Consider the following 25,129-nt stretch of genomic DNA (forward strand, 5'->3'; position numbering starts at 1 on the left):
AAAAGAACAAATCGGTCTTATCTTCGCTTTTATTCACTGGTTTCGCTAGTAGTCTGTCGATTTTTCAAATACCCTGCTAGTAGCACTCCAATCATAACAAATGCGATAAAGATCCACGTCCATAGCGGATGAGCGCCAAAGACGGATTGTAATCGACTTTCCTGTGTGATCATATGGGATGCGGTATACGCGAGCACTGCGCTCCCTACATAGATAATCCATGGGAATCGATTTGTTAATTTGATGAAAATGGTGCTTCCCCACACGACAATCGGTACACTAATACATAAGCCAATAATGACGAGCACCACATGCTGGTTAGCAGCACCTGCAACTGCAATTACATTGTCTAGTCCCATCGCGGCATCGGCAATAATAATCGTCCAGACTGCACTCCATAGCGAGGTGCCAGCTTTGACTTCCTTGTGATCTTCATTATCCGTTAGCAGCTTATACGCGATTGCGATCAGTAATAGACCACCAACAGCGAGCAACCATGGAATTTGCAGCAGCCAGATGACTGCTACCGTAGCGGCAATACGAATAATGACCGCGCCACCCATTCCGTATAAAATTGCTTTTTTCTGCGTTTGCTGAGGCAATTTGCGTGCGGCAAGGCCGATAACGATGGCATTGTCTCCGGCGAGAATAAGATCGATAAAAATAATATTCAACAGCGATAGCCAGAATGCAGGCTGTGTTATATCCATTACATTCACTCCTTCATTCAAATGAAAATGATTAATCCTACAGTGTAGCTGTGTACAGAGGTAGTGAATGCAATTCAGATGGATATCGTCATAAACAGGCATAATACAATGCCAGCTAGATACCGATAATAGAAAGGCAAGCAACTACTGGAAATTATGCATATGAACTATGTTCCTTGACCGACATGTCGTATGTTAAAGCATACGTATTGGCAAGTAGTCGGGTTGCACATATATAATGAGCAACGAGAAGTTTTGTTGTTTGTATAATGAAGCGAGTGAGCAAAAGGGCTACTTGTTTTAGAGGTGGAGCAGGGAACATGCTTGTTGTTAGTATGGTAAGCAAGAAGAACGCTTGCTTTCATAAGTCGAAAGTCGAGCAAGAAGAACGCTTGCTCTTATAGGTCGAGCAAGAAAAACGCTTGCTCTTATAGGTCGAGCAAGAAGAACGCTTGCTCTTATATGAATTAATAATAACCCGCTCTTTTATAGAGCTAAACGCAGATATCGAACAAAGGACAGAAGGAGGCGACATACTATGAACAATCGTAATCAAGGCCTTTTTATTGTGCTACTTATTAGTGCAGGTATTATTATTTTGCTAGGAAAGCTGGGGGTATTTGCATTTTTGGGGCGAGCTTTTTGGCCGCTGCTTATTTTACTGCCAGGGATCATCTTACAGCTTGCCTATTTTAGTCGCAGTATTTCGTCGTATTGGCTCATACCGGCTGGTATGCTGACGGTATACGGTGTGTTATTTTTTCTATGTAATACATGGGGCTGGGGCTTGATGGATGTGCTATGGCCATTGTTTATTGGTGGTGTGGCACTGGGGCTGTATGAATATTATACGATGTCTCCGGTTCGTCTTGATCGGCGCATTGGCTGGGTGTCCTTACTGCTTGGAGCGCTAACGATTGTATTATTGCTGGTGAATCTGCTCGGCTCTGCATTACTTTATGTGATTGCGATCGCGCTAATCGTTGCTGCAATCTGGTTATTTTTGGGACAAAATAAGTCCGGTAGAATGCGCAGATAACAGTAATTTTGCTTGATTTATGGGATTTATAACGTATAATAAATAATGAATCAATTTGCGAATGACGGTTTTCAGTAATTTCATTTAATATTTCATAACAAAATGTAGAGCGTCGGCTTCATTGACCGACGCTCCTTTTATGGAGAGGATTTGGAGAATTTTATGCATTTGAGAGAAAATATCCGCAATATCGCTATTATCGCCCACGTTGACCATGGTAAAACAACACTGGTTGACAAGCTGCTTCAGCAGTCAGGCATTTTCCGTGACCACGAAACTTTGCAGGAGCGTGCGATGGACTCCAACGATTTGGAGCGCGAACGCGGTATTACGATTCTGGCTAAAAATACAGCAATTACCTATAAAGAATATCTGATCAATATCGTGGATACTCCGGGACACGCCGACTTTGGTGGCGAGGTAGAGCGTATTATGAAAATGGTTGACGGCGTATTGCTCGTTGTTGATGCATACGAAGGTTGCATGCCGCAAACAAAATTCGTTCTGCGTAAAGCACTGGAGCACAACCTGACTCCGATCGTTGTTGTAAACAAAATCGACCGTCCGGCTGCACGTCCAGCTGAAGTAATCGACGAAGTACTGGAACTGTTCATCGAGCTCGGCGCGAACGATGAGCAACTCGACTTCCCGGTTGTATATGCTTCTGCATTGAACGGTACATCCAGCATGGAAGACGATCCTGCCAAACAGGACGACAACATGCAAGCTATTTACGATACAGTTGTAACGAATATTCCAGCACCAACAGAAGATACAGAGCAACCACTGCAATTCCTCGTAACCCTGATGGACTATAACGAATACCTGGGACGTATTGCGGTCGGTCGTGTTAACCGTGGTATTATCCGTCAAGGTCAACCTGTAACAGTTATCACACGTGAAGGACAGAAAAAGTCCGCTCGTATCGAGAAGCTGTTTGGCTTCCAGGGTCTGAAGCGTGTTGAGGTTGAGCAAGCGGGTGCAGGTGATATCATCGCAATCGCAGGTATCAAGGACATCAACATCGGTGAAACAATCGCTGATCCACAAAATCCAGAAGCTTTGCCGGTTCTGAAAATCGACGAGCCAACACTGCAAATGACATTCCTCGTTAACAACAGTCCATTTGCTGGACGTGAGGGTAAATGGGTAACATCCCGCCGTCTGCGTGATCGCCTGTTCAAAGAGCTGGAAACAGACGTGAGCTTGCGTGTAGACGAAACAGAAAGCCCGGATGCTTATGTTGTATCGGGTCGTGGTGAGCTTCACCTCGGTATCCTGATCGAGAATATGCGTCGTGAAGGCTATGAGCTGCAGGTTTCCAAGCCTGAAGTTATCGTACGCGAAATCGACGGCGTACGCATGGAACCAATCGAGCGTCTGATGATCGACGTTCCTGAGGAGAGCATGGGTTCGGTTATGGAAAGTCTCGGAACACGTAAAGCCGAGATGGTTAACATGATTAACAACGGTTCGGGTCAAGTACGTTTGGAATTCTTGATTCCAGCTCGTGGTCTGATCGGTTATCGTACGTACTTCCTGACACTGACTCGTGGTTATGGTATTATGAACCACGCATTTGATAGCTATGGTCCACTCGTAGCTGGTCAGGTTGGCGGACGTCACCAAGGTGTACTCGTTTCTAGCGAAAATGGTTCTTCTACACTGTACGGTATCCTGTCTGTTGAGGATCGCGGTACACTGTTTGTTGAGCCAGGCGCTGAAATCTATGAAGGTATGATCGTAGGGGAGCACACACGTGATAACGATATCGTCGTTAACATCTGTAAAGAAAAGCAATTGACAAACGTTCGTTCGGCGACGAAGGACGATACGGTTAAAATGAAAACTCCACGTCTGTTCTCCTTGGAGCAAGCACTGGAATATCTGAACGACGACGAATATTGTGAAATCACACCAAAAGCGATTCGTCTGCGCAAAAAGATTCTGAACAAGAGCGAGCGCGAGCGTGCAGAGAAACACCGTAAAATGGCGGAATCTGGCCGTTAAGTTGCAATTGTAACCTGAATTGTTCATTATATTAGGTGGCTGTATCGTAACGCTTTCATGAGAAGCGCTGGCGATCCAGTCACCTTCCCTTATCTAGAAGGATAAGACGTTTGCTTCGTGGTCGCTGTGATCGTCAGAGCTTATGTACATAGCAAGCTCAGGCAACATTTGGATGCACGTGGTAAGAGCCAAACGATAAATACGATGGAACAGGTGTTGAGAGCAATGAGTACGACTACAGGGGGACTGCCGCCACGCGCGGGGAATAAGGCTCAAAAAGCCAGCAATCCCAAGTCCAAAAAGAAACAAAAGAAAAAAGTGAGTGGCTTCAAGCGCTTTATGCAAATCGTACTGATCGTATTGTTGCTAAGCGTTGTTGGAGTAATGGCGTATGCCGGCTATCTGTACTATCAGGTGGAAAATATGTTTGACGGTAAGGGAGGCGGCGCAACGCCTAATTCTGGTATCGTTGATACAAGAGTACCTCCGAAGTCTGCTAAGGAAAAGCCGATTACGATGATGCTGCTCGGGACGGATTATCGTAAGCAAACCGGTACACGTCTAACGGACGTTGTTATGGTCGCTACGCTGAATCCTGATACAAAGTCAGCGACGATTGTATCTCTGCCGCGTGATACGTACTTCCAGCTGGAAGGCTACATTCCGAACAAGCTGAACTCCTATTATCCGAAGTTTTATGCAAAGGATAAAAAGGACGGTACGAATAATGCGATGCAGGAAATGCAGACGATGCTCGGCAAATATCTCGGCGTTGATGTCGATTATACGACCGTTATCAACTTCAAGGGCTTTAGCGATGTGGTCGATGCAGTAGGCGGTGTTGATGTAAACGCAGCGATGAATATGTGTTATATCGATAATGCCGATGGTACGAACATTAACATCAAAGCAGGTCCTCAGCATTTGGACGGGGAACAAGCTCTTGGTTATGTACGTTATCGTCACTCCGGTAGCGGCTGTAGTCCACGTACGAAGGAATCGAGCGACTTTGACCGTAACAAGCGTCAAAATGAAGTTCTAAATTCGATCGTAGACAAAATCCAGTCGTTTAATGGAATTACCAAGCTGAGCTCGATCATCCAATCAGTAGACGATAATATGGAAACTGATATCGAGGGAAGCCAATTCACAAACCTGCTCACCACATACTGGAATATTCCAAAAGCGAATATTAAGTACATGCCGGTGACCGGCGATTGGCGCAGTCCGTACGTGTATATTAACGAAACGGAATTAGCGAATGCGAAGCAAGCTTTGCAAGATGAGCTGAATGGTACGGCTACACACGCGGATCAATTTGATGGTACATCAACAGGTGAGACGAGCAGTAGTCAGACATCAGCCCAATAAATAGATAGACATCATTCGATAAATGATGTGGGAATGACTTGGATGGAGGAGTATGAACGGTACGAGCTACAGGCTTGCTGATCGTTCATGCTCCTCCATTTTGCTATGTATTCCGGGTGTAATGGTTTCATTTTACATGTGTAGCATTTATGATATACTATCTGTGCACCTATCTTTAATGACAGCAAAGCAGTGATTGGGGGCCTGACCATGCGGAATCGAATTCATATCTGTACGATGTGGAAGCAGGTCATGCTGTGTACAATTGCAGACTGTTTAGTTATGAAGCTGTGTAAAGGCAGTGTGTTTTCATCATGCTCGTTCGCAATCATTTCTTTCGATAGGAAAAGTCTGGCCTGTTAGCGGGTCAGACTTTTTGGCGTTCATGAAGAGGAGGGTGAGGCTTGGCGATTCAGGAAGCGGGAAGCATAAGCTGGAGGCATCAGAGATCACAAACAATTCGTACCCAGGGGGGACTCTCCATGAAAAAGATTTTTGTATTGGATACCAATGTGCTTCTTCACGATCCGAATGCCATTTTCGCTTTTGAGGAAAATGATGTTATTATTCCCGCTGTTGTATTAGAAGAAATCGACTCCAAAAAACGCAACGCTGATGAAATCGGGCGTAACGCTCGCGGCGTATCTCGTTCACTCGATGCTCTTCGTACGATTGGCCATCTGCATGACGGTGTACAACTGGAAACCGGAGGCACACTCCGTGTGGAGCTGAATCATCGTAGCTTTGCCCGTGTTCAAGAAATGTTTGGTGAGATTACAAACGATAACCGCATTCTGGCGGTTGCGCTGAATTATAAGCTGGAAGAGGAAGAAAAGCACAGTGATCGTAGCGTTATTCTTGTAAGTAAGGATGTGCTCGTTCGAGTTAAAGCCGATGTGCTGGGCGTGCAGACAGAGGATTATTTATCAGATCGTGCAGCTGAACCGAATGAGATGTACACCGGATATACGACAATAAAGGTACATCCATCGGTCATTGATGATTTTTATAATCATCGATATTTATCTGTACAGGCATTGCAGCTTCAACAGGGCTATTCGTTTTATCCTAATGAATTCGTCATTCTCAAGGATGAAATGGGTAGCGCCAAGTCTGCTTTACTGAAGGTAAATGCAGATGCGAATCGTCTGGAGCCGCTATTTCTTAGCAATGAGCCCGTCTGGGGCATTGCCGCTCGTAATGCTCAGCAGCGGATGGCGCTGGAGTTACTACTGAATGATGATATCCCACTGGTGACGATCACAGGTAAAGCAGGTACAGGTAAAACATTACTTGCGCTTGCTGCTTCTCTATCCAAAGTAGAAGACGAACAAAAATACAAAAAACTGTTGATCGCTCGTCCTGTCGTGCCAATGGGTAAGGATATCGGCTATCTACCGGGCGAAAAGGATGAAAAGCTTCGTCCATGGATGCAGCCAATCTATGATAATTTGGAGTACCTATTTGACACGAAAAAAGCAGGCGATATCGATAAAATTCTGATGGGGATGGGTAGCATTCAGGTCGAAGCGTTAACGTATATTCGGGGACGCTCGATTCCGGGGCAATTCATCATTATCGATGAAGCGCAAAACCTGTCGCGTCATGAAGTAAAAACGATCGTTTCTCGTGTCGGTGAAGGAAGTAAAATCGTCCTTGTCGGTGACCCTGATCAGATTGACCATCCGTATCTGGATTCGATCAGTAATGGTTTAACTCATGTGGTCGAGCATTTTAAGCAAGAGGGCATCAGTGGTCACATTACACTGGAAAAAGGCGAGCGCTCCAAGTTGGCTCAACTGGCTGCTGATCTACTATAGGAGAAGTATAAGATGTATGTTTTTCTTTAAATATAATCTAGGTGGTGTCTGAAAACTCGATTCAGGCTACCTTTAAATCGCATTATCCTTTTAATTCTTGTAAAAAGAAAAAGATGGAACTTTTTTAGCAAAAAGTATAGCAAAATGAAGTATAGTGTAGAGCTTTTAGACACGCCCTAATAAAAATCCCACTGTTTCGTATGAAGCGAAACAGTGGGATTTTTTGATACATAGATTTTTTGATGCACAGACTTTTTGATAGACAGACATTATAATCTATAATCTTGATTGAAGTGTATTCAGCAATCTCATTAATCTTACCAAGCTCACTAAGCCCATCAAACCACATATCTGATCCACATGTCTGAATATCCTGCTACAAAGACAATTCTAGCTCAATCTGCATTTGTCCAGCCGACATTTGCACACTTTTCGCCTTTAAATAAGAAATAATCTGCCCTGGATAAAAGCCAAGATCGAACTGATCCTCAAGCTCCTGTGCCGTTGTATCCGGTAGCTGAAGCCCATTGAACACCAGCTTGTCTACTTGAAACCGAATAGCATTTTGTGGCTCATTCTCTACAATATATCTTCCATCGATGACTAGCTTCAAATTACCCTCCTGACCATTCACTGTAATCCCCTGATCGGTAAAATGAAACTGAAAGCTGTCCGGTAATCTACCCTGATCATGAAGGAATTGATTGAGCTGTTGTTCAGTGATTGTAATCGTATAGCTGCGTCCACGAATCTGAATAGCATCTGGTTCCGATTTGAGAAAGCTTGGAAACTCATTCATCGATTGAGCCAGACTGTTAAAATACCCACGAACCTCATACAATCCGATATTTTCCCAGTAATTATTCATCTCCTGCATCAGTTGACGTACGATCGTCGGATTAGCGGAGGAAGCGACACTGGAATCAATCTGCTGGCGGAGCTGTGCTACGCGCTGCTTTTGCTGCTTGAGATTTACACCAATCTGCTGTAGCTCGTTTGATGTTCTTGTCAGCTCCTGCTGCTTACTTAGCATCTGGTTATATTGATCCTGATAGCTGGTCATAATATCATGATCATGGTCAATAATCATGCGATAATATTCGTAAAAGGTAAGCATACCTGATAAACTGCCGGTATTTAGCAGAGCTAGCCAGAGCTGATCCCGTTCGCCTGTATAGTAGGCGATCAGCACACGATCCGACTGTGCACGAGCAGAGTTTAGCTCTTTTTGCTGTACAATGAGCTCCTGTTGTAGCTGACTATACTGCTTGCGGGCTGTTTGTTCCTTTGCTCCGACGCGTGCAATCTCATGATCCAGCTCCTGAGCAGATAGACTATTTTCAAGCAATTGACGCGTCTGTTCATCAATATGATCAATAGAAGGCGCATTGGACGAAGCTGCTTGGCTACTATTCGCTGCGCTCACATGGAGCGGCTGTACTGTTTCGGCAAACAGAACAATACACGTCAGCAGAAGGCAGCCGATGCGTAGCTGTCGTTTAAATGGTTTCATGAATCGCCGCCTCCCTGTATAATAGATGATTAACTGCACTTTTTTTGCTGACCGATTATAACTAATGATACGAATTAACATATCCAGCATTCTTATTGTAGCGTAAGATTGGCAGGGAGGGAAACAACATGCGTATAGATATTGTGGGTGGAGGCTCACTGGGGCTTCTTTTTTTTAGTAAGCTGGCATTATCGTGGCAGACGGATTCAGAATATTCAGGAGCACAGTCTCACAAGCTACATTTATGGACAAGAACAAAAGCGCAGGCTGAGCATATTCGCGAGGAAGGTATCGCATTTCAAGAGGGGAAGGATCAGTTGGTACATTCACTGGTGCCCCATTCTATTCCAGGCTGCTCGGTAGCGGCAGTAGAGGAAAGCGTACTCACAGCTAATTCAGATCATAGCATCATCACCGAGAAGGCTGACCTCATTTTATTAACGGTGAAGCAGCAGCATATCCATTCAGAATTGATCCAATGGTTATCCGAAAGAATGCATAAAGATACTCTCATTATTACGATACAAAACGGATTAAGAACCGATTCAATATGGCCAGGCGCATGGCAGGTTTATGTTGCTGTTACGACAGAGGGAGCAAAGAAACTCTCACCTGTCTCTGTAGTGCACTCAGGACATGGACAAACGTATATAGGCAATGGAGCGACATTGTATGGTTCTTCGGCAGTATGCGGGCAAGCAACGACGATGGACGGTTATGAAGAAGGAACTATTGCTTTTTTATTAAAATCATTAACAAAAGCAGGATTTATAGCGACTTTGTTGAAAGATATAGAGATAGAGGTCTATCGGAAACTGACAATTAATGCGGTCATCAACCCGCTTACAGCGCTGTGGCGTGTCTCCAATGGAGAGCTTCTCGCAAGTGAAGCACGCATAGCGATCATGCGGCAGTTATTTGACGAAGCCATAGCAGTGTATGGCAAAAACGATATAGGATGGTCAGAAGCCTGGTGGAATGATATCTTACAGGTATGCCGTGCAACAGCAAGCAATACGTCATCTATGCTAGCTGATGTATTGAACAATCGTTCCACGGAGATCGATTGGATCAATGGAGCGATCGTTGGTTTGGCGCAGCATGTCCAGATAGAGGTCCCTGCGCATGAATGGATGTGTAAATTAATTGAATCATTGACAGTAGAGGAGGCCGACTGATGGGGGGACTTTTCGGGTGGTTACTAAATGGTGCTATATTTCTAAGCCTGGTGCCATTCATCCCGTTTGTAGCCGCATACCTGATCGCGATACTACGTAAAAAAACGAAGAAGCAGGCTGTTGCCATTGCTATGGATGTGACAACACCGTTTTTGTATATCTCGGTCGCTGCGCTATTCAATACGATTTTTAATAGTACGCTCGGCTTCTATATCTTTTTACTTATTTTGTTGCTGGCGTTAGGTCTGATTGGTAGTGCGCAAAACCGTTTAAAAGGAAAAGTTGATTTTCAGCGTTTATTCCGAGCTGTATGGCGATTATCGTTTCTCTTTTTGAGCTTAGGTTACATCGTGCTGCTAATTATTGCTATTTTGCAATACATAACACGATAATCGTGTCGAAAATTGGAATATTCTTGCTTCATGTCAGGTATTCGACCGTAGCATGAAGCATAATTTGCTGTATAATGTGACAAAAATGTTGAAAAAAACGAAAAAAAACGTTTTTTTTAAGTTTAAGATATAGATTTTTTTGACCACTGGTTGTATAATCTAAAAGCATATACCACATTTTTTAGGGGGAAACTGCTAGATGAAAAAGAAAAGTTGGTTAGTACTTATGGTACTCGTACTGGCTTTCGGGTCATTGCTCGCAGCTTGCGGCAGCTCCGGAAACAGCAGTACAGGTACAAGTGGAGAATCAGGAGAAGGAACAACAGCATCGCAGGATCTGCGTATTAACATGAGTGCTGAACCACCTACTTTTGATCCAGCTCAGGCAAAAGATAGCCAGACAAACACTGCTCTGAAGCTGATGTATGAAGGTCTGACACGTATGGGCGCCGATGGTAACCCGGTTCCTGGTGTCGCTGAGAAATGGGACGTTTCCGAAGACGGTTTGAAATATACTTTCCACCTTCGTGCAAATGCAACTTGGAACAATGGCGACCCTGTAACAGCAGAAGATTTTGCTTATGCTTGGGAGCGCGTACTGAGCCCTGAAACAACTCCAGCATCTGAATATGCTTACCAGCTTTACTACCTGAAAAATGGCGAAGCGTTCAACACTGGTAAAATCAAAGATTTCTCCCAGGTTGGCGTGAAGGTTGTTGACGACAAGACACTGGAAGTAACTCTGGCAGATCCAGCTCCTTACTGGCTCGGTCTGACATCCTTCTACACTTACTATCCTGTAAACAAGAAGAACGTTGAAGCTAATGCTCAGTGGGCTGCAAAAGCAGACACTATGGTAACTAACGGACCGTTCACTCTGACTACATGGACAACAGGTCAACAACTTGCTTGGACGAAAAACGACAAGTATTGGGATAAAGATAACATCAAGCTGAACACAATCACTGCTTCCCTGGTTAACTCCGGTGCTACTGAGTACTCCAGTTACCAAAGCGGACAGCTTGACTACGCTGGTGCACCAACTGGTGAAATTCCAACGGATCAAATCCCTGCTGCAAAACAACAATTCCCTGATCAATTCCAAGCTAAGGGTATTGCAAGTACGTACTACTATGAATTCAACAACAAAGAAAAACCTTTCGATAACGCGAAAATCCGTAAGGCATTTGCAATGTCTATCGATCGTCAAGCGATCGTTGACAACGTAACACTGGGTGGACAATTGCCAGCATTTGGCTTCGTACCTCCAGGTATCAAAGGCCAAAACGAAGAATATCGTACTGAGTTTAAAGATAGCTACTTCACAGAAGACGTTGCACAAGCAAAACAACTTCTTGCTGAAGGTATGAAAGAAGAAGGTATCACAACACTGCCTTCGATTACACTGATCTACAACTCCAGTGAAGCTCACCAAAAAATCGCTCTGGCGATTGCTGATATGTGGAAGAAAAACCTGGGCGTAGATATCAAAACCGAAAACCAAGAGTGGAGCGTATTCCTGGACAACCGTCAAAGCGGTAACTACCAAATCGCTCGTGCTGGTTGGTCTGCTGACTACAATGATCCGATGACATTCATGGATATGTGGTTGACTAACGGTGGTAACAACGATGCGAAGTACAGCAACCCAACTTATGACAAGCTGATCGCTGATGCAAAAGCATCTTCCGACAATGCAAAACGTATGACGGATATGTCTCAAGCTGAGAAATTGCTGATTCAAGACGATATGGCGATCCTGCCAATCTATTACTACACAAGCGTATCTCTGACAAAACCAAATCTGAAGGGCATTGTACTTGATTTCAGTGGTGCAATCGACTTCTCCAGAGCATATTTCCAATAATTCAATAACAAATTTGGCAGTTAGATGATTGCTGCGGGATATATATGGAGATTCAGAGCCATATATATCCCGCTTTTATGTGTGTTTTGCGTTTTACCATATATTGCTTTTTCTAACGTTGAATATTGCAGGTGCTACACTTGTTTCTTTTTTATATATAGTGAGCAAGCGTTCTTTTTGCTCCGGTAAATCAGATCAGTTGAATCGGATTTACTATTTTTAAAAAGCAAGCGTCTTCTTTGTTCACATAAGCCGATCAGGCTTATGCTTGTGCAACTTATCCTGTAGATGTAGATATCTGCAGAAGGAATAGCATCATGGTATAGCGTAAAATTTAATAATGAAACAAAGGAGGGCTCCAGAAAAATGGCTAGGTACATTGCCGGCAAGTTTTTCTTCATGTTGGTATCTCTATTCGTTCTGATCTCGCTGACATTTTTTCTGATGAAAATTATTCCGGGCGATCCTTTTATGTCCGAGAAAGCGGTACAGCCGCAAATTAAAGCTCGCCTGATGGCGCAGTATGGTCTGGATCAACCGATTCCTGTACAGTATGTACGTTATCTCGGTAATATCGTTCAAGGTGATCTTGGTATCTCGATGAAATACCAGAACCAGGATGTAAGTGGCCGTATTGCCCAAACATTCAAGCCTTCCCTGCAAATCGGTATCTTTGCAATCATTATTTCGATCGTTGTCGGAATTGTACTTGGTATGATTGCAGCTTTGTATCACCGGAAATTGATTGACCACGTAGCGATGATACTCGCTATTATAGGTATAGCTGTTCCAAGCTTTGTGCTTGCGACGTTAATGCAGTATGTATTTGCACTCAAGCTCGGCTGGTTCGATGTTATGGGCTTTAGTAAGCCAAGTGACTTTGTACTGCCGGTTGCAGCATTGTCTGTTCAACCGATTGCATTTATTGCTCGTCTGACTCGTTCTAGCATGTTGGAAGTACTTAATTCCGAATATATCAAAACAGCGAAAGCTAAAGGTCTGAACGGCTTTACGATTATGACTCGCCACGTATTGCGTAACGGCGTACTGCCTGTTGTTACTTATGTAGGTCCAATGACCGCAAACGTTATTACAGGTTCCGTTGTTATCGAGCAAATTTTCGGTATCGGCGGTATTGGTAAAGTGTTCGTAGAAAGTATTACAAACCGTGATTACACAATGATTATGGGTGTAACAATTTTCTATGGTGTCATTCTGATGCTGGCTCGTTTTGTGACAGATATTCTATATGTTCTGGTTGATCCTCGTATCAAACTGACAGGCAAAAAGGGGGCTTAAACATTGGCAGCGAACGAGAAGAAAAATCCAAATCCTAACACTGCTGATGTGACGATAGATCCAACTCAGTTTCAGAAGAGTGTTTCTCTGTTTCAAGATGCTATGTATCGTCTCGTAAGAAATCCCGTAGCGATGGTTAGTCTGGGTGTATTGCTTATTATTATTTTGATGTCAATTATTGGACCAGGCATGCTTCCTTATAGTTATTATGGTAATGATCTAATGAATACGAATAAAGGTATGTCGGCTGAACACTGGTTCGGTACAGATAACCTTGGACGTGATATGTGGGTACGTACCTGGATGGGTGCTCGTATTTCCCTGATCGTTGGTTTCTCAGCAGCATTGATTGACTTGATTATCGGTGTCATTTATGGTGCAATCATGGGGTACAAGGGTGGACGTACAGACGAGATCATGAACAAAATTTCTGAAATTTTGTACTCGATTCCTTACCTGCTCGTTGTTATCCTGCTTCTGGTTGTTATGCCAAAAGGCTTGGGAACGATTATTTTCGCCCTTGCTGTAACAGGCTGGATCACGATGTCATGGATTGTACGCGGTGAGATCATTCAATTGAAAAACCGCGATTTTATTTTGGCTGCACGTTCGATGGGTGCAAGTGGTACAAGACAATTGTTCCGTCACTTGCTGCCAAACGCACTCGGCCCGATTATCGTTACAGTAACACTTTCTGTTCCAAGTGCAATCTTTGCGGAAGCATTCTTGAGCTTCCTCGGTCTGGGTGTTCAGGCACCGATCGCTTCCCTTGGTTCAATGATTAACGATGCGCTTCAAGGCTGGAACCTGTATCCTTGGCGTATGTGGTTCCCTGCTGGTCTGATCTGCTTGACTATGCTGGCGTTTAACCTGCTTGGTGATGGCTTGCGTGATGCGCTTGACCCTAAACTGAAAAAATAATATCCATAGGAGGTGGGCTTAGTGGAGAAAATCTTAACAGTAAAAAACTTGAGCGTATCCTTCAATACTCGTGCTGGTGAATTTAAAGCCGTTAAAGATGTGAATTTCGAGATTGGAAAAGGGGAAACGGTCGGTATTGTAGGGGAGTCCGGTAGTGGTAAGAGTGTAACGGCTCAAACGATTATGCGGTTGATCCCTTCTCCGCCTTCTATTATTAAAAGTGGAGAAATCACATTTTTGGGCGAAAGCCTGTTGAAGAAAACCGATAAGCAAATGGAATCGATCCGTGGTAAAGATATCGGTATGATCTTCCAGGATCCGATGACATCGCTGAACCCAACGATTAAGGTAGGTAAGCAAATTACCGAAGTTCTTCGTAAGCACCAGAAAATGAATGCGAATGAAGCGAAAGCATCGGCGCTCGAAATGCTGAAGCTGGTTGGGATCAAAAATCCTGAAATTCGTTTCAATCATTATCCGCACCAATTTTCCGGTGGTATGCGTCAGCGCGCAATGATCGCGATCGCTCTGGCTTGTCGTCCATCGCTGCTGATTGCCGATGAGCCGACTACAGCGCTTGATGTAACGATCCAGGCACAGATTCTTGATCTGATGAAGGATATGCAGCAAAAGCTGGGCACCTCGATCATTCTGATTACGCATGACCTTGGTGTTGTAGCGGGTATGTGTGATCGTGTCGTTGTTATGAAGGAAGGGGATGTTGTCGAAACTGGCACAACCTCTGAAATCTTCAAAAATCCTCAGCATCCGTACACGAAGCGCTTGCTGAATGCATTGCCTCGTCTGGATGAGCCGAAAAAGCCAAAACTGGCTTCCGGCATGGCTGGTTTGGATCCAACACGTCCACTCGTTGAAGTAACCAACCTGCGCCAGCATTTCAATCTGGGTAAAGGCAATATTTTGAAAGCTGTTAATGATATCAGCTTCAAAATCTACGAAGGCGAAACGCTGGGCGTAGTTGGTGAGTCGGGTTGCGGTAAGTCGACAACGGGTCGTACGATGCTGCGTCTGTATGAGCCCACGGGTGGTAGTGTGAAATTTAACGGAACGGATATTTTCAGCCTGTCTCCACGCAAAATGAAAGCGATGCGTAAAGATATGCAGATGATTTTCCAGGATCCGTATGCATCGCTTAACCCGCGCTTTAACGTTATGGATATTATCGGCGAATCGCTAGATATCCACGGTCTGGCTGGTAGCCGTGCTGAGCGTAAAAAGCGTGTAGAAGAGCTGCTGGATATGGTTGGTTTGAACCCGAGCCATGCACTGCGTTATCCGCATGAATTCTCCGGCGGTCAAAGACAACGTATCGGTATTGCTCGTGCACTTGCAGTTAATCCAAAATTCATTATCTGTGATGAGCCATTGTCGGCACTCGACGTTTCGATTCAGGCACAGGTTGTTAAATTGCTGGAAGAGCTGCAACAGCGTCTCGGTCTGACGTATCTGTTCATCGCGCACGATCTGTCGATGGTGAAGCATATTAGTGACCGTGTAGCTGTTATGTACATGGGTAAAATTGTGGAGCTGGCAGAAAGTGAAGAACTGTATGCTAACCCACTGCATCCATATACAAAAACATTGCTGTCTGCAATCCCGATCCCTGATCCGGATGTAGAAGTGAACAAACGCCGTATTCTGTTGCCGGATGAGCAGCAAGCACCAGTAGAATCGGCAAATCCAGGTACTCCAAAAGATCCGTTCAACCTCGACAATTCCGAGCTGATCGAAGTATCTCCAGGACACTGGGTATCTCAGCCTGTTTCTTAATTGATATTATCAGCGAACCCGTATAACTGTGGCTCTGTTCTGAACGCGTGAATTCAGAAGGAGCCGCAGTGTACAGGTGTTTAGGTCTGATATGCAAAAACCGTCATACGATATGGCGGTTTTTTTGTTTCTTCCAAATTGCAAAAAAGTAATGGGTAGGCTTTGACTAAACGGATATACTTTCGTACAATCAAATAAGGTTTAGAAAGTTACAATAAGTAACAACGATGAGGAGGCCCTTACCCCATGAATGTAGTTCCGGAGAGGCTACCTGCGAATCAACCGCTAGCAGAGCGGTATATGAATGATTTTGCATCGGTAAGCAGCTTGTACAATATGAATGTAACTGATCCGCAGACCTGGATTCAGCGTGCCGCCTGGCTGGATCAGCAAGAGCACTCCCGGATTGAACGTGGAGCGTTGGTTGACTGCCTGACGCAGTACAACCTTACACATAATGAGCATGAGGCTGTACAGCAATCGCTTGAGCTATTGCGTCAGCCAAATACACTGACAATGGTAGGTGGACAGCAAAGTGGCTTGTTCACAGGGCCTTTGCTGGTGATTTATAAGGTCGTTACATTGATTCTGTCCGCGCGTCATGCAGCAGAGCAGTTGGATCGCCCAGTTGTACCTGTATTCTGGATTGCTGGTGAGGATCATGATTGGGATGAGGTCAACCATACGTATTTGCCAGACGAGGATGGTCAGGCTGTGCGGATTCGTATGGAGCATGAACGTGGTGGACATTCGCCAGTGAGTCGCACACTGATTACAGAGGAGCATATCGCTCCAGTGCTGCGTCAATTTGAAGGCTTGCTTCCGGATACGGAGCACAAAGGCGAATGGATCGCTGAGCTGGAACGATGTATGCGGCAGTCCGACAATCTCAGCAGTGCATTTGCACGTCAGCTAGGTCGTCTGTTTGGACGCTTCGGACTCGTTCTTCTGGATTCGGATGCGCCTCAGCTGCGTGAATTGGAAAAGCCTGTATTTCGCCGCATTATTGAACAGAATGACCGTTTGACAGAAGCATATCTTGCGGCTTCTCATGAAGTGCGTGAGGCTGGTTATGATGAACAGGCAACGGTTGCAGAGGACGGAGCCAATCTGTTTTATATCCATACAGATGAAGTCTATACGGCAGAACGTTTGCTGCTGTTCAAGCGTGATGGACATTTTACCGATCGCAAAGGTCTGGTTACTTTTACAAAGGAAGAGCTGCTGGAGCTTGTAGAGCAGCATCCTGAGCGTTTTAGCAATAATGTACTGACTCGTCCATTGATGCAGGAATCCCTGTTCCCTGTGCTGGGTACGATTCTGGGTACAGGTGAGATTGCTTACTGGGCATTAACGCGTCAGGCATTCCAAACACTGGGTATGCAAATGCCACCGATTGTACCGCGGATGTCCTTTACAGTTGTGGAAGATAAAATTCAACAGCTGCTGACTCGCTTTCAGATGTCCTTTGATGATGTGCGTGAACGCTTTGCCGACATTCGGCAGGAGTGGCTGGAAGCGCAGGAAGACTATAATCTGGATCAGCGCTTTGCGGAGCTGAAACGTCAATTTGCAGCATTGTATGCTCCATTTGTAGAAGGACTGGCAGAGGTGGATGCTTCGCTGCCACATATTGCCGATACGAATCAGCATAAAATTGAAGCACAGATTGATTACTTGCATCGCAAAAGTCTCAACGCTGTAGAAAAACAGCATGAGGTTGGCCTGCGCCGACTCGATCGCATCGCACATTCGCTGTATCCGTTCGGCAAGCCACAGGAGCGGACGATTAATAGCTACTATTATATTGGCCGCTATGGTGAGCGCTGGTTGGATCAGTTGCTATCGCTGGAGCCAGACTTGAACGGTGGGCATCGACTGTTGTACATGTGATCGGTGAAGTAACATTCTCCTGCATATCGATTGCTATCCACACATACTGGGGTATCCATTTGAAAGTCAGGTATCATAAACGAATCGAGCAACCGGTATGAATTATCGGTTGCTTTTCTATGCATTAAACGATTAAATGGAAGTATTGATTAAATAAAAGATGACTGGATCATCTGAATAGTGGAGGAACGAAAAGATGACATTGCCGTCCATTGAAAAAAGTATTGTAGCCGACATGGCGTTGGCTCCAGAGGGACACCGTAAAATTGAGTGGGTTTCTGCCCATATGCCTGTATTGAACCGCATTCGCGCAGAATTCGAGCGCGATCTGCCGTTTAAAGGACTAAAAGTAACGATCTGTCTGCATCTGGAAGCGAAAACAGCTTACCTGGCAAAGGTTGTACAAGCCGGTGGTGCGGAAGTAACGATTACAGGCAGTAACCCGCTGTCCACACAGGATGATGTGTGTGCTGCACTCGTTGAAGATGGAATTACTGTATTTGCGAAATACAATCCAGATCCTGTCGAGTACAAATCACTTGTACTGCATGCGCTGGAAACAAAGCCTGACCTGATTATCGATGATGGTGGCGATCTGATCACGCTGATGCATGGAGAGCGTCCAGACCTGCTGGAAACGATTCGCGGTGGAGCCGAGGAGACGACAACAGGTATCATTCGTCTGAAAGCATTGCAGAAGGAAGGTACGCTGACACTGCCGATGGTAGCGGTCAACGATGCCTATTGTAAGCATCTGTTTGATAACCGCTATGGTACAGGTCAGTCTGTATTCGATGGTATTATCCGTACGACAAATCTGATGATCGCAGGTACAACGGTCGTTGTTGTTGGCTACGGCTGGTGTGGTAAAGGTGTAGCGATGCGTGCAAAGGGTCTCGGTGCAAATGTAATCGTAACCGAAGTCGATGCGATCAAAGCAGTTGAAGCGCATATGGACGGCTTCCACGTGATGCCGATGAGCGAAGCTGCGAAGAAGGGTGATTTCTTCATTACGGTTACAGGTAACAAAGATGTGATCACAGGTGAGCACTACGATGTAATGAAGGACGGCGCAATCGTATGTAATGCGGGTCACTTTGATGTAGAGGCTAATAAGCCAGACCTGGCTGCTCGCGCTGTATCGATCCGTACGGCACGTAAAAACATTGAGGAATATAAAATGCAAGACGGACGCCGCATCTATCTGCTGGCAGAAGGTCGCCTTGTCAATCTGGGCGCAGCGGATGGTCATCCAGCGGAGATTATGGACATGACGTTCGCGCTGCAAGCTGTCGGACTGCGTTATGTGAACGAAAATTACGAGCAGCTTGGTGCTGGCGTAATCAATGTCCCTTACGAGCTAGACGAGCAGGTTGCACGTTATCGTCTGGAAAGCCTCGGTATCGGTATCGATTCGCTGAGCGATGCGCAGAAGAAGTATCTGGATAGCTGGTCTTAAGTTTCGTATAAGTTAATATTTCTTTTTAGTTAGAGAAATGATAATCATGAAATTACTTTGAAGCTGAAAAGAACGAGGTATTACAAATGTCTGGTGACGCAGCGCAAGTCGCACGTTACCAGACATTTGTTTCATGATTACTTATGTTATTTGTATAACGTAAAAGGTGCGCATTTGATTAGATACCATAGTATGTGTTAATAGGGGGATATATCTGCTTCTACAACTGCCTTCTATAGTAATCATTTAACTACATAAAACTAATTTAAAAATCGGAGTATAACATGAATACAAAAGAAACTCTTAACAAGCTTAAGCAGGATACCACTATGATTCAGCATGCTGATATTGATTGTATGTTAGCATTGATGTTTGCTGAAATAGGTTCAACTGATGCAGAACTTCGAGATAGTATCATATATAGCTTATTTTCAGAAATGATCGTATATCAACCATTAACTATTCAACAACTACATTGGATTAGAAAAAAGGCTTTAAGTCATGAGGGGATATTTTACAAAATAGGAGAACAAAACACTGACTCTGTATTTACCCGTTCCTTTTCAGTTTTACTTCTACCTCTAGTATTAGAGCGTAATAATCGCGAGTGTTTTCTAGTAGAAGACGAGATTCAAGAAATGAAGCAGGCTATTTTACGATATTTAAATGAAGAGAAGGATTTTAGAGGGTATATTCCTGAAAAAGGATGGGCACATGCATTAGCTCATATTTCGGACGCAATCGAATCTATATCAGAGCATAGATGGACAATGTTAGAAGCTTCAAGCATATTGGATCGACTGAAGACGATCTTGCAATCGGATGATACGGTATTGACCAATCAAGAAGAGGAAAGAATATTAATCGCCATTATGCCTATGATCATACATCAGTTTATCGATAAAAGTAGATTGGAAGGCTGGATTCAGTCATTAGCTGATTTTGAATCTACAAATGACACTGCAAAAGATTATGTAATTTTGCATAACACTAAAACTTTTTTGAGTGCACTATACTTTAGATTGAAAAAACATCCTTCTTTACATACTGCTACTCATCTCATAGAAAACGCATTCGATCGATTAAATCAAAGATTTTATTTGAGTTAGGCTGAATGTCATTCTAACGATATACATAAAAAGTAAATTTACCTGAGCAGTTGGCGTTAAACACGTACAATAACCGTCCCACAACCATGGCAATACGTCTCTTTACATGTTTTAAAACGCAAACTCTAAGCAAAAAGCCTGAGCCTTCCGATATAAAGGGTTCGGGCTTTTTGCGTATTTTTTTGCAAAGCAATATGCTGCATTACATAAATGATTAAAAAAGATTGCTTTTTTTCAAAAAAAATAGCAGGATGAGAAGGATTTTGATTTTATATGAAGAATCTATTATGCTAGATAGGTGGTGGAAAGTGGTGCAAAGTGGGGAACGATGGGTAAAAGGAGTGAGCCGCCAATGTTCATGGGAGAATTTCAGCATAACATTGACGACAAAGGTCGGATTATCATCCCGGCTAAATTCCGTGATTTGCTCGGTTCATCGTTCGTAATTACCCGAGGACTGGACCACTGTCTTTTCGTCTATCCAATGGAGGAGTGGTCTCTATTGGAACAAAAGCTCAAATCGCTTCCGCTCATGAAAGCGGATGCCCGCGCGTTTACCCGATTTTTCTTTTCCGGTGCAACAGAAGGCGAATGGGATAAGCAGGGTAGGGTGAATGTGCCCGTTAACCTGCGCCAATATGCCAGTCTGGATAAAGAATGTATTATCATCGGAGTATCAAGCAGGGTAGAGATATGGAGCCGCTCCGTTTGGGAGCAATATTATAACGAATCAGAACAATCATTTAACGAAATTGCTGAGAAGCTGGTTGATTTTGATCTTGATCTGTAATCGTCTAGGAGGTTTAACAACTTGTTTCATCACATCACTGTATTAAAAGAAGAAGCGACAAATGCACTGGAAATCAAGTCTGATGGCATTTATGTCGACTGTACGCTCGGGGGAGCGGGGCACAGCTCAGTTATTGCAGCTGCCCTGGGAGCAGGCGGCAGACTAATTGCATTTGATCAGGACGATACGGCCTTACGCAATGCTGAACATGTGCTTGCGCCTTATAAGGACCGTGTGACCTTGATTAAAAGCAATTTCCGTCATCTAGAGGAGAAGCTTTTGGAAGCGGGGGTTCCGACGGAAGACGGAGTTCCGCAGGTCGATGGCATCCTGTTTGATCTTGGCGTTTCTTCACCTCAATTTGACGATGCCGAGAGGGGATTCAGTTACAATCACGATGCCAAACTGGACATGCGGATGGATCAATCCATCGAATTGACAGCACGCACGATTGTGAACACATGGCCCGAAGAAGAAATCGCCCGCATCTTATATCGATATGGGGAAGAGAAGTTCTCGAAGCGCATCGCTTCTGTCATTGGCAAGCAGCGTGCCATCGCGCCGATCGAAACGACCGGGGAGCTGGCAGAGCTAGTCAAGGAAGGCATACCAGCCGCCGCGCGTAGAACGGGCGGTCATCCAGCGAAGCGTAGCTTCCAGGCACTGCGTATTGCGGTCAATGATGAATTGGGAGCCTTTGAAGATGCATTGCATCAATCTGTACGTTGTCTTGCACCAGGCGGACGAGTGTCTGTCATTACGTTTCACTCGTTAGAGGATCGTTTGTGTAAGCAAATATTAGCCGAGTATCTGGAAAAGAATGTAGCACCACCCGGATTTCCCGTTTATGTGAGTAATGGCGGCGTGCTAAAGCTTGTGAATCGCAAGCCGTTGCTTCCGTCCGATGAAGAGGTCACAACAAACAAGCGCGCAAGATCAGCCAAATTGCGAGTCGCGGAAAAGGTGGACAAAAACCAACAAATTTAATAGGCAAGGAGACGGGATTATGGCTTATACGAGAGGAAATCTGGCCGTTCAGGAAAAACCGGCTGACAAGGTTGTCCGAAAGTATCGGCAGACGACGAAGGTTGTTGTACGTCGTGCACAGCTTCCGGTGCAGGAAAAGATGCTTTATTTAGGAACGGTGCTATTTTGCATCGTAATCGCTGGTATCGTGTTGTGGCGCTATGCTTACATCTATGAAGTCAATAAAAACATACAGAATATGGCAAGTACCACGGCCACACTACAGAAGCAGATTACGCAAAACGATCTGCGCAAGCATCTGCTTGAAAATGAAGTGGTGGAGCGCGCAACCGCGCTGGGGTACATACAGCCTGTGGACACAGATCCAATTCAGGTATCCCGTCAAAAGGGAACATCAACCTCGTCAACCGGCACTCAGGATAGCAAGTAAAGCGAGGGATAATGGCAGTGAGTAAAAGAATACGACTTCGCACTTTGTTCGTAGGAGGGTGCATCGCCCTCTTTTTTGTTGTCCTTGTGATGCGCGTCTTCTGGCTTCAGGTCGTTCAAGGCTCGGAGTGGCATGAGCGTGCAGTCGAAAATTGGACAACCGATAATGTGATCAAAGCCAAACGGGGTACGATCACAGACCGGAATGGTAATGAGCTGGCGATTGATGCGCCAGCTTATAATGTTGTGTTGAATCCGAAGGTTATCGCTGAGCTGAATGTAAAGGATGATATCGTTAGCGGTCTGCATACGATCCTTGGCACCGATGAGAGCGAGCTTCAGAAGCAGGCGACGTCTGTGGATGATAAAGGTCAGCTTCGCATCTGGCGCGAACTTAACAAAGGTGGACGTCAAATTCCGCAAAATAAAGCGGATGAAGTCAATGCATTAATTGCCAAGCTTAAAGAAAAGACAGGCAAGCGCTATGATGTAGGGTTATCGCTATCTGAGGATTCCAAGCGATATTATCCGAAAAACGAGCTTGCTTCCCATGTACTCGGTTATACCGACAAGGAAGGCAAGGCAGTCGCTGGGATCGAAGCGTATTACGATCAGCAGCTAAGAGGGGTTAATGGCAAAATCTCGTATGAGAAGGATCGTCAGGGTGATAAGCTGCCAAATTCGAATGATGTGTACACGCCTGTCAAAAATGGCGACAATTTAAAGCTTACGATTGATGAGACGATCCAGTATTATACCGAGCAAGCGATGAAAGAAGCGTACAAGCAGCTGCAACCGAAAAGTATTACGGTCATTGCGGCTGATCCGAATACGATGAATATTCTAGCGATGGCGAACTTGCCGACCTTTGATCCGAATAAATACAACGAAGTAACAACAGAGGACTATGGAGAGTTTACCAACCTGGGCATCAAGGCAATCTATGAACCAGGTTCAACCTTCAAAATTGTCACTCTATCAGGTGCAGTACAGGAAAATCTGTTCAATCCTGAAGCCACCTACCAATCCGGTACGATTCGTGTGGGCAGTACAACGCTGCATGATATTAACCGTGTGGGCTGGGGACCGATTACGTACTTGGAAGGCTTGAAGCGCTCCAGTAACGTAGCTTTTGTTAAACTCGGCTATGAGATGCTGGGAGCAGAGCGATTGCGTAAATATATTGATGCGTTTGGGTTTGGTGTGAAAACAGGAATTGATCTGCCAGGTGAAGTATCCGGTGCGATTACATTCCGTCCGAATATCAAGACCGAGGTAGCAACAGCCGCGTATGGTCATGGACGCGTGCAGGTTACGCCATTACAGCAACTTTCCGCAGTAGCAGCGGTTGCGAATGGTGGGAAACTACTAACTCCGCATGTGGTGCAATCTATCACTGACCCGAATACTGGGGTCACAACCGATACACCCGTTCATGAGATTCGTCAGGCGATTACGCCAGAAGTGTCTGCCAAGGTACGTGGTTATCTGGAGCAGGTTGTATCTGACCAGCAGATTGGTACGGGTCGCCATGCTTATATTGAGGGCTACCGTGTTGCAGGTAAAACCGGTACTGCCGTTAAGGTTAAAACGGATGGCTCTGGACAGTATGACTATACGAAGCAAGTCGTATCGTTTATCGGCTTTGCGCCAGCCAATGATCCGAAAATTGCCATGATTGTTGTTGTTGACCAGCCATCGAACTCCAAGCTTGGTGGTGGTACCGCAGCAGCGCCAATTTTCAAACAAATCGTTAGCCAGGCTCTGCCTTATATGGGTGTACCAAAGGTGAGCGAGGATGATAGTAGCAAGGCCAAAACAACTGTACAGCAGACACAGACGATCTATACAGCACCTGTACTAACAGGCAAGCCGCTGGATCAAGCCAAGAAAAATCTGCTGGCAAAAGGCATTTCGTATAAAGTGGTCGGCTCTGGCAACAAGGTCGTGAAGCAATATCCAGCAGCAGGGGCAACGATGGGAAGCGGACAAAGCATTTACTTGATGACTGAAGAGCCTACTCAAATGGCGATTCCAGATCTGAAGGGTGAGTCGCTACGTGATGCGCTTGAAATCTTGAACCTGATGAAGGTAGAAGTGACGACGACAGGCGAAGGCTATGTGGCGGCTCAGGTGGAATCCGAATCAGGAGGTCGCCGTTCCATTACATTGACGTTGAAGTCAGCAAAGGCTACCATTACGGGTGTAGACGATGAGGACGAAAGCCAGTCCACCGATCAGAAGACAGATGATGCAACCAAGGATGAGACCGATCAGAATAAGGCTAACAATTCGTCCAATGCCAAATCGACGGATACGAAAACCGATAAAGGTTCATCTGGCAGCAGTCAGAACGAATCCCAGTCGGATCCGGAAGCCACATCCGATAGCTCATCTGATACAGATTCTGGCTCCAAACCAGCTTTGAATATTCCGGAGCCGGAAGGTGCACCAACGAACTAATGTATGGGTAAGACAGGATCAGGTGATATTTTGCCCGATACAAGGGTGTGAAGGCATCATATACATTTGATTGATGATAACCCGGCAG

19 protein-coding genes are annotated in these 25,129 nt (G+C 44.9%); 17 read left to right on the plus strand and 2 right to left on the minus strand.

Annotated features, from left to right (window positions below):
- Positions 1-29: 29 nt before the first annotated feature.
- The gene (locus SK066_RS07730; RefSeq protein ID WP_320544251.1) at positions 30-710 is read right to left on the minus strand and encodes a TerC family protein; all 681 of its coding nucleotides are present in this window, start codon (positions 708-710) and stop codon (positions 30-32) included.
- 538 nt (positions 711-1,248) lie between these two features.
- Between SK066_RS07730 and SK066_RS07735 the strand changes: the two genes are divergently transcribed.
- The 4 genes from SK066_RS07735 to SK066_RS07750 all read left to right on the plus strand — a co-directional run bounded on the left by SK066_RS07735 (position 1,249) and on the right by SK066_RS07750 (position 6,950).
- Positions 1,249-1,749, plus strand: coding sequence for a hypothetical protein (locus SK066_RS07735; RefSeq protein ID WP_320544252.1), 501 nt, complete (start codon positions 1,249-1,251; stop codon positions 1,747-1,749).
- Between the two features lie 162 nt (positions 1,750-1,911).
- Complete coding sequence (gene typA / locus SK066_RS07740) at positions 1,912-3,759, plus strand: translational GTPase TypA (protein ID WP_188776373.1); 1,848 nt, start codon at positions 1,912-1,914, stop codon at positions 3,757-3,759.
- Between the two features lie 225 nt (positions 3,760-3,984).
- Positions 3,985-5,130 carry an LCP family protein gene (locus tag SK066_RS07745; protein WP_320544253.1) on the plus strand — a complete coding sequence of 382 codons (1,146 nt, stop codon included), beginning with the start codon at positions 3,985-3,987 and terminating at the stop codon, positions 5,128-5,130.
- Between the two features lie 482 nt (positions 5,131-5,612).
- The gene (locus SK066_RS07750) at positions 5,613-6,950 is read left to right on the plus strand and encodes a PhoH family protein (protein WP_188776375.1); all 1,338 of its coding nucleotides are present in this window, start codon (positions 5,613-5,615) and stop codon (positions 6,948-6,950) included.
- Between the two features lie 376 nt (positions 6,951-7,326).
- On the opposite strand, the gene SK066_RS07755 is transcribed toward SK066_RS07750, so the two are convergent.
- Complete coding sequence (locus SK066_RS07755; protein ID WP_320544254.1) at positions 7,327-8,463, minus strand: hypothetical protein; 1,137 nt, start codon at positions 8,461-8,463, stop codon at positions 7,327-7,329.
- Positions 8,464-8,591: 128 nt separating this feature from the next.
- Between SK066_RS07755 and SK066_RS07760 the strand changes: the two genes are divergently transcribed.
- The 13 genes from SK066_RS07760 to SK066_RS07820 all read left to right on the plus strand — a co-directional run bounded on the left by SK066_RS07760 (position 8,592) and on the right by SK066_RS07820 (position 25,041).
- Entirely contained in the window at positions 8,592-9,641 is a 1,050-nt protein-coding gene (locus SK066_RS07760) for a 2-dehydropantoate 2-reductase (protein WP_320544255.1), read from the plus strand.
- A complete protein-coding gene (locus tag SK066_RS07765; protein WP_250343617.1) occupies positions 9,641-10,033 on the plus strand; it encodes a DUF3397 domain-containing protein in 393 nt (130 codons plus the stop codon). Before SK066_RS07760 ends, SK066_RS07765 begins: the two co-directional genes overlap by 1 nt.
- Positions 10,034-10,232: 199 nt before the next feature.
- Complete coding sequence (locus SK066_RS07770; RefSeq protein ID WP_320544256.1) at positions 10,233-11,900, plus strand: peptide ABC transporter substrate-binding protein; 1,668 nt, start codon at positions 10,233-10,235, stop codon at positions 11,898-11,900.
- A gap of 366 nt (positions 11,901-12,266) precedes the next feature.
- Positions 12,267-13,199, plus strand: coding sequence for an ABC transporter permease (locus SK066_RS07775; RefSeq protein ID WP_250343615.1), 933 nt, complete (start codon positions 12,267-12,269; stop codon positions 13,197-13,199).
- 48 nt (positions 13,200-13,247) lie between these two features.
- Positions 13,248-14,120: an ABC transporter permease gene (locus tag SK066_RS07780; RefSeq protein WP_320544826.1), complete on the plus strand. Its 873-nt coding sequence runs from the start codon at positions 13,248-13,250 to the stop codon at positions 14,118-14,120.
- Positions 14,121-14,141: 21 nt separating this feature from the next.
- Positions 14,142-15,911: an ABC transporter ATP-binding protein gene (locus SK066_RS07785; RefSeq protein WP_320544257.1), complete on the plus strand. Its 1,770-nt coding sequence runs from the start codon at positions 14,142-14,144 to the stop codon at positions 15,909-15,911.
- Between the two features lie 246 nt (positions 15,912-16,157).
- The gene (gene bshC, locus SK066_RS07790) at positions 16,158-17,804 is read left to right on the plus strand and encodes a bacillithiol biosynthesis cysteine-adding enzyme BshC (RefSeq protein WP_320544258.1); all 1,647 of its coding nucleotides are present in this window, start codon (positions 16,158-16,160) and stop codon (positions 17,802-17,804) included.
- 196 nt (positions 17,805-18,000) lie between these two features.
- A complete protein-coding gene (locus SK066_RS07795) occupies positions 18,001-19,263 on the plus strand; it encodes an adenosylhomocysteinase (protein WP_188776384.1) in 1,263 nt (420 codons plus the stop codon).
- Between the two features lie 284 nt (positions 19,264-19,547).
- The gene (locus tag SK066_RS07800; protein WP_320544259.1) at positions 19,548-20,372 is read left to right on the plus strand and encodes a DUF2785 domain-containing protein; all 825 of its coding nucleotides are present in this window, start codon (positions 19,548-19,550) and stop codon (positions 20,370-20,372) included.
- 352 nt (positions 20,373-20,724) lie between these two features.
- Entirely contained in the window at positions 20,725-21,162 is a 438-nt protein-coding gene (mraZ, locus tag SK066_RS07805; protein ID WP_188776386.1) for a division/cell wall cluster transcriptional repressor MraZ, read from the plus strand.
- A 21-nt stretch (positions 21,163-21,183) separates the two neighbouring features.
- Positions 21,184-22,149, plus strand: coding sequence for a 16S rRNA (cytosine(1402)-N(4))-methyltransferase RsmH (gene rsmH / locus SK066_RS07810; protein ID WP_320544260.1), 966 nt, complete (start codon positions 21,184-21,186; stop codon positions 22,147-22,149).
- Positions 22,150-22,168: 19 nt separating this feature from the next.
- Complete coding sequence (locus tag SK066_RS07815; protein ID WP_188776388.1) at positions 22,169-22,579, plus strand: hypothetical protein; 411 nt, start codon at positions 22,169-22,171, stop codon at positions 22,577-22,579.
- 17 nt (positions 22,580-22,596) lie between these two features.
- Positions 22,597-25,041, plus strand: a complete 2,445-nt coding sequence (locus SK066_RS07820) for a penicillin-binding transpeptidase domain-containing protein (RefSeq protein WP_407673761.1) — start codon at positions 22,597-22,599, stop codon at positions 25,039-25,041.
- Positions 25,042-25,129: the final 88 nt, after the last annotated feature.

This window comes from Paenibacillus hunanensis, assembly GCF_034055775.1.
Lineage (GTDB): Bacteria > Bacillota > Bacilli > Paenibacillales > Paenibacillaceae > Saccharibacillus > Saccharibacillus hunanensis.

Bases quoted from the DNA above. Each gene is read 5' to 3' on its own strand.
- typA (WP_188776373.1), top strand. From the start codon at position 1,912: ATGCATTTGAGAGAAAATATCCGCAATATCGCTATTATCGCCCACGTT.
- SK066_RS07815 (WP_188776388.1), top strand. From the start codon at position 22,169: ATGGCTTATACGAGAGGAAATCTGGCCGTTCAGGAAAAACCGGCTGAC.
- SK066_RS07760 (WP_320544255.1), top strand. From the start codon at position 8,592: ATGCGTATAGATATTGTGGGTGGAGGCTCACTGGGGCTTCTTTTTTTT.
- SK066_RS07755 (WP_320544254.1), bottom strand. From the start codon at position 8,463: ATGAAACCATTTAAACGACAGCTACGCATCGGCTGCCTTCTGCTGACG.
- SK066_RS07750 (WP_188776375.1), top strand. From the start codon at position 5,613: ATGAAAAAGATTTTTGTATTGGATACCAATGTGCTTCTTCACGATCCG.
- SK066_RS07730 (WP_320544251.1), bottom strand. From the start codon at position 710: ATGGATATAACACAGCCTGCATTCTGGCTATCGCTGTTGAATATTATT.
- SK066_RS07795 (WP_188776384.1), top strand. From the start codon at position 18,001: ATGACATTGCCGTCCATTGAAAAAAGTATTGTAGCCGACATGGCGTTG.
- SK066_RS07775 (WP_250343615.1), top strand. From the start codon at position 12,267: ATGGCTAGGTACATTGCCGGCAAGTTTTTCTTCATGTTGGTATCTCTA.
- SK066_RS07745 (WP_320544253.1), top strand. From the start codon at position 3,985: ATGAGTACGACTACAGGGGGACTGCCGCCACGCGCGGGGAATAAGGCT.
- SK066_RS07770 (WP_320544256.1), top strand. From the start codon at position 10,233: ATGAAAAAGAAAAGTTGGTTAGTACTTATGGTACTCGTACTGGCTTTC.
- SK066_RS07735 (WP_320544252.1), top strand. From the start codon at position 1,249: ATGAACAATCGTAATCAAGGCCTTTTTATTGTGCTACTTATTAGTGCA.
- bshC (WP_320544258.1), top strand. From the start codon at position 16,158: ATGAATGTAGTTCCGGAGAGGCTACCTGCGAATCAACCGCTAGCAGAG.
- SK066_RS07800 (WP_320544259.1), top strand. From the start codon at position 19,548: ATGAATACAAAAGAAACTCTTAACAAGCTTAAGCAGGATACCACTATG.
- SK066_RS07765 (WP_250343617.1), top strand. From the start codon at position 9,641: ATGGGGGGACTTTTCGGGTGGTTACTAAATGGTGCTATATTTCTAAGC.
- mraZ (WP_188776386.1), top strand. From the start codon at position 20,725: ATGTTCATGGGAGAATTTCAGCATAACATTGACGACAAAGGTCGGATT.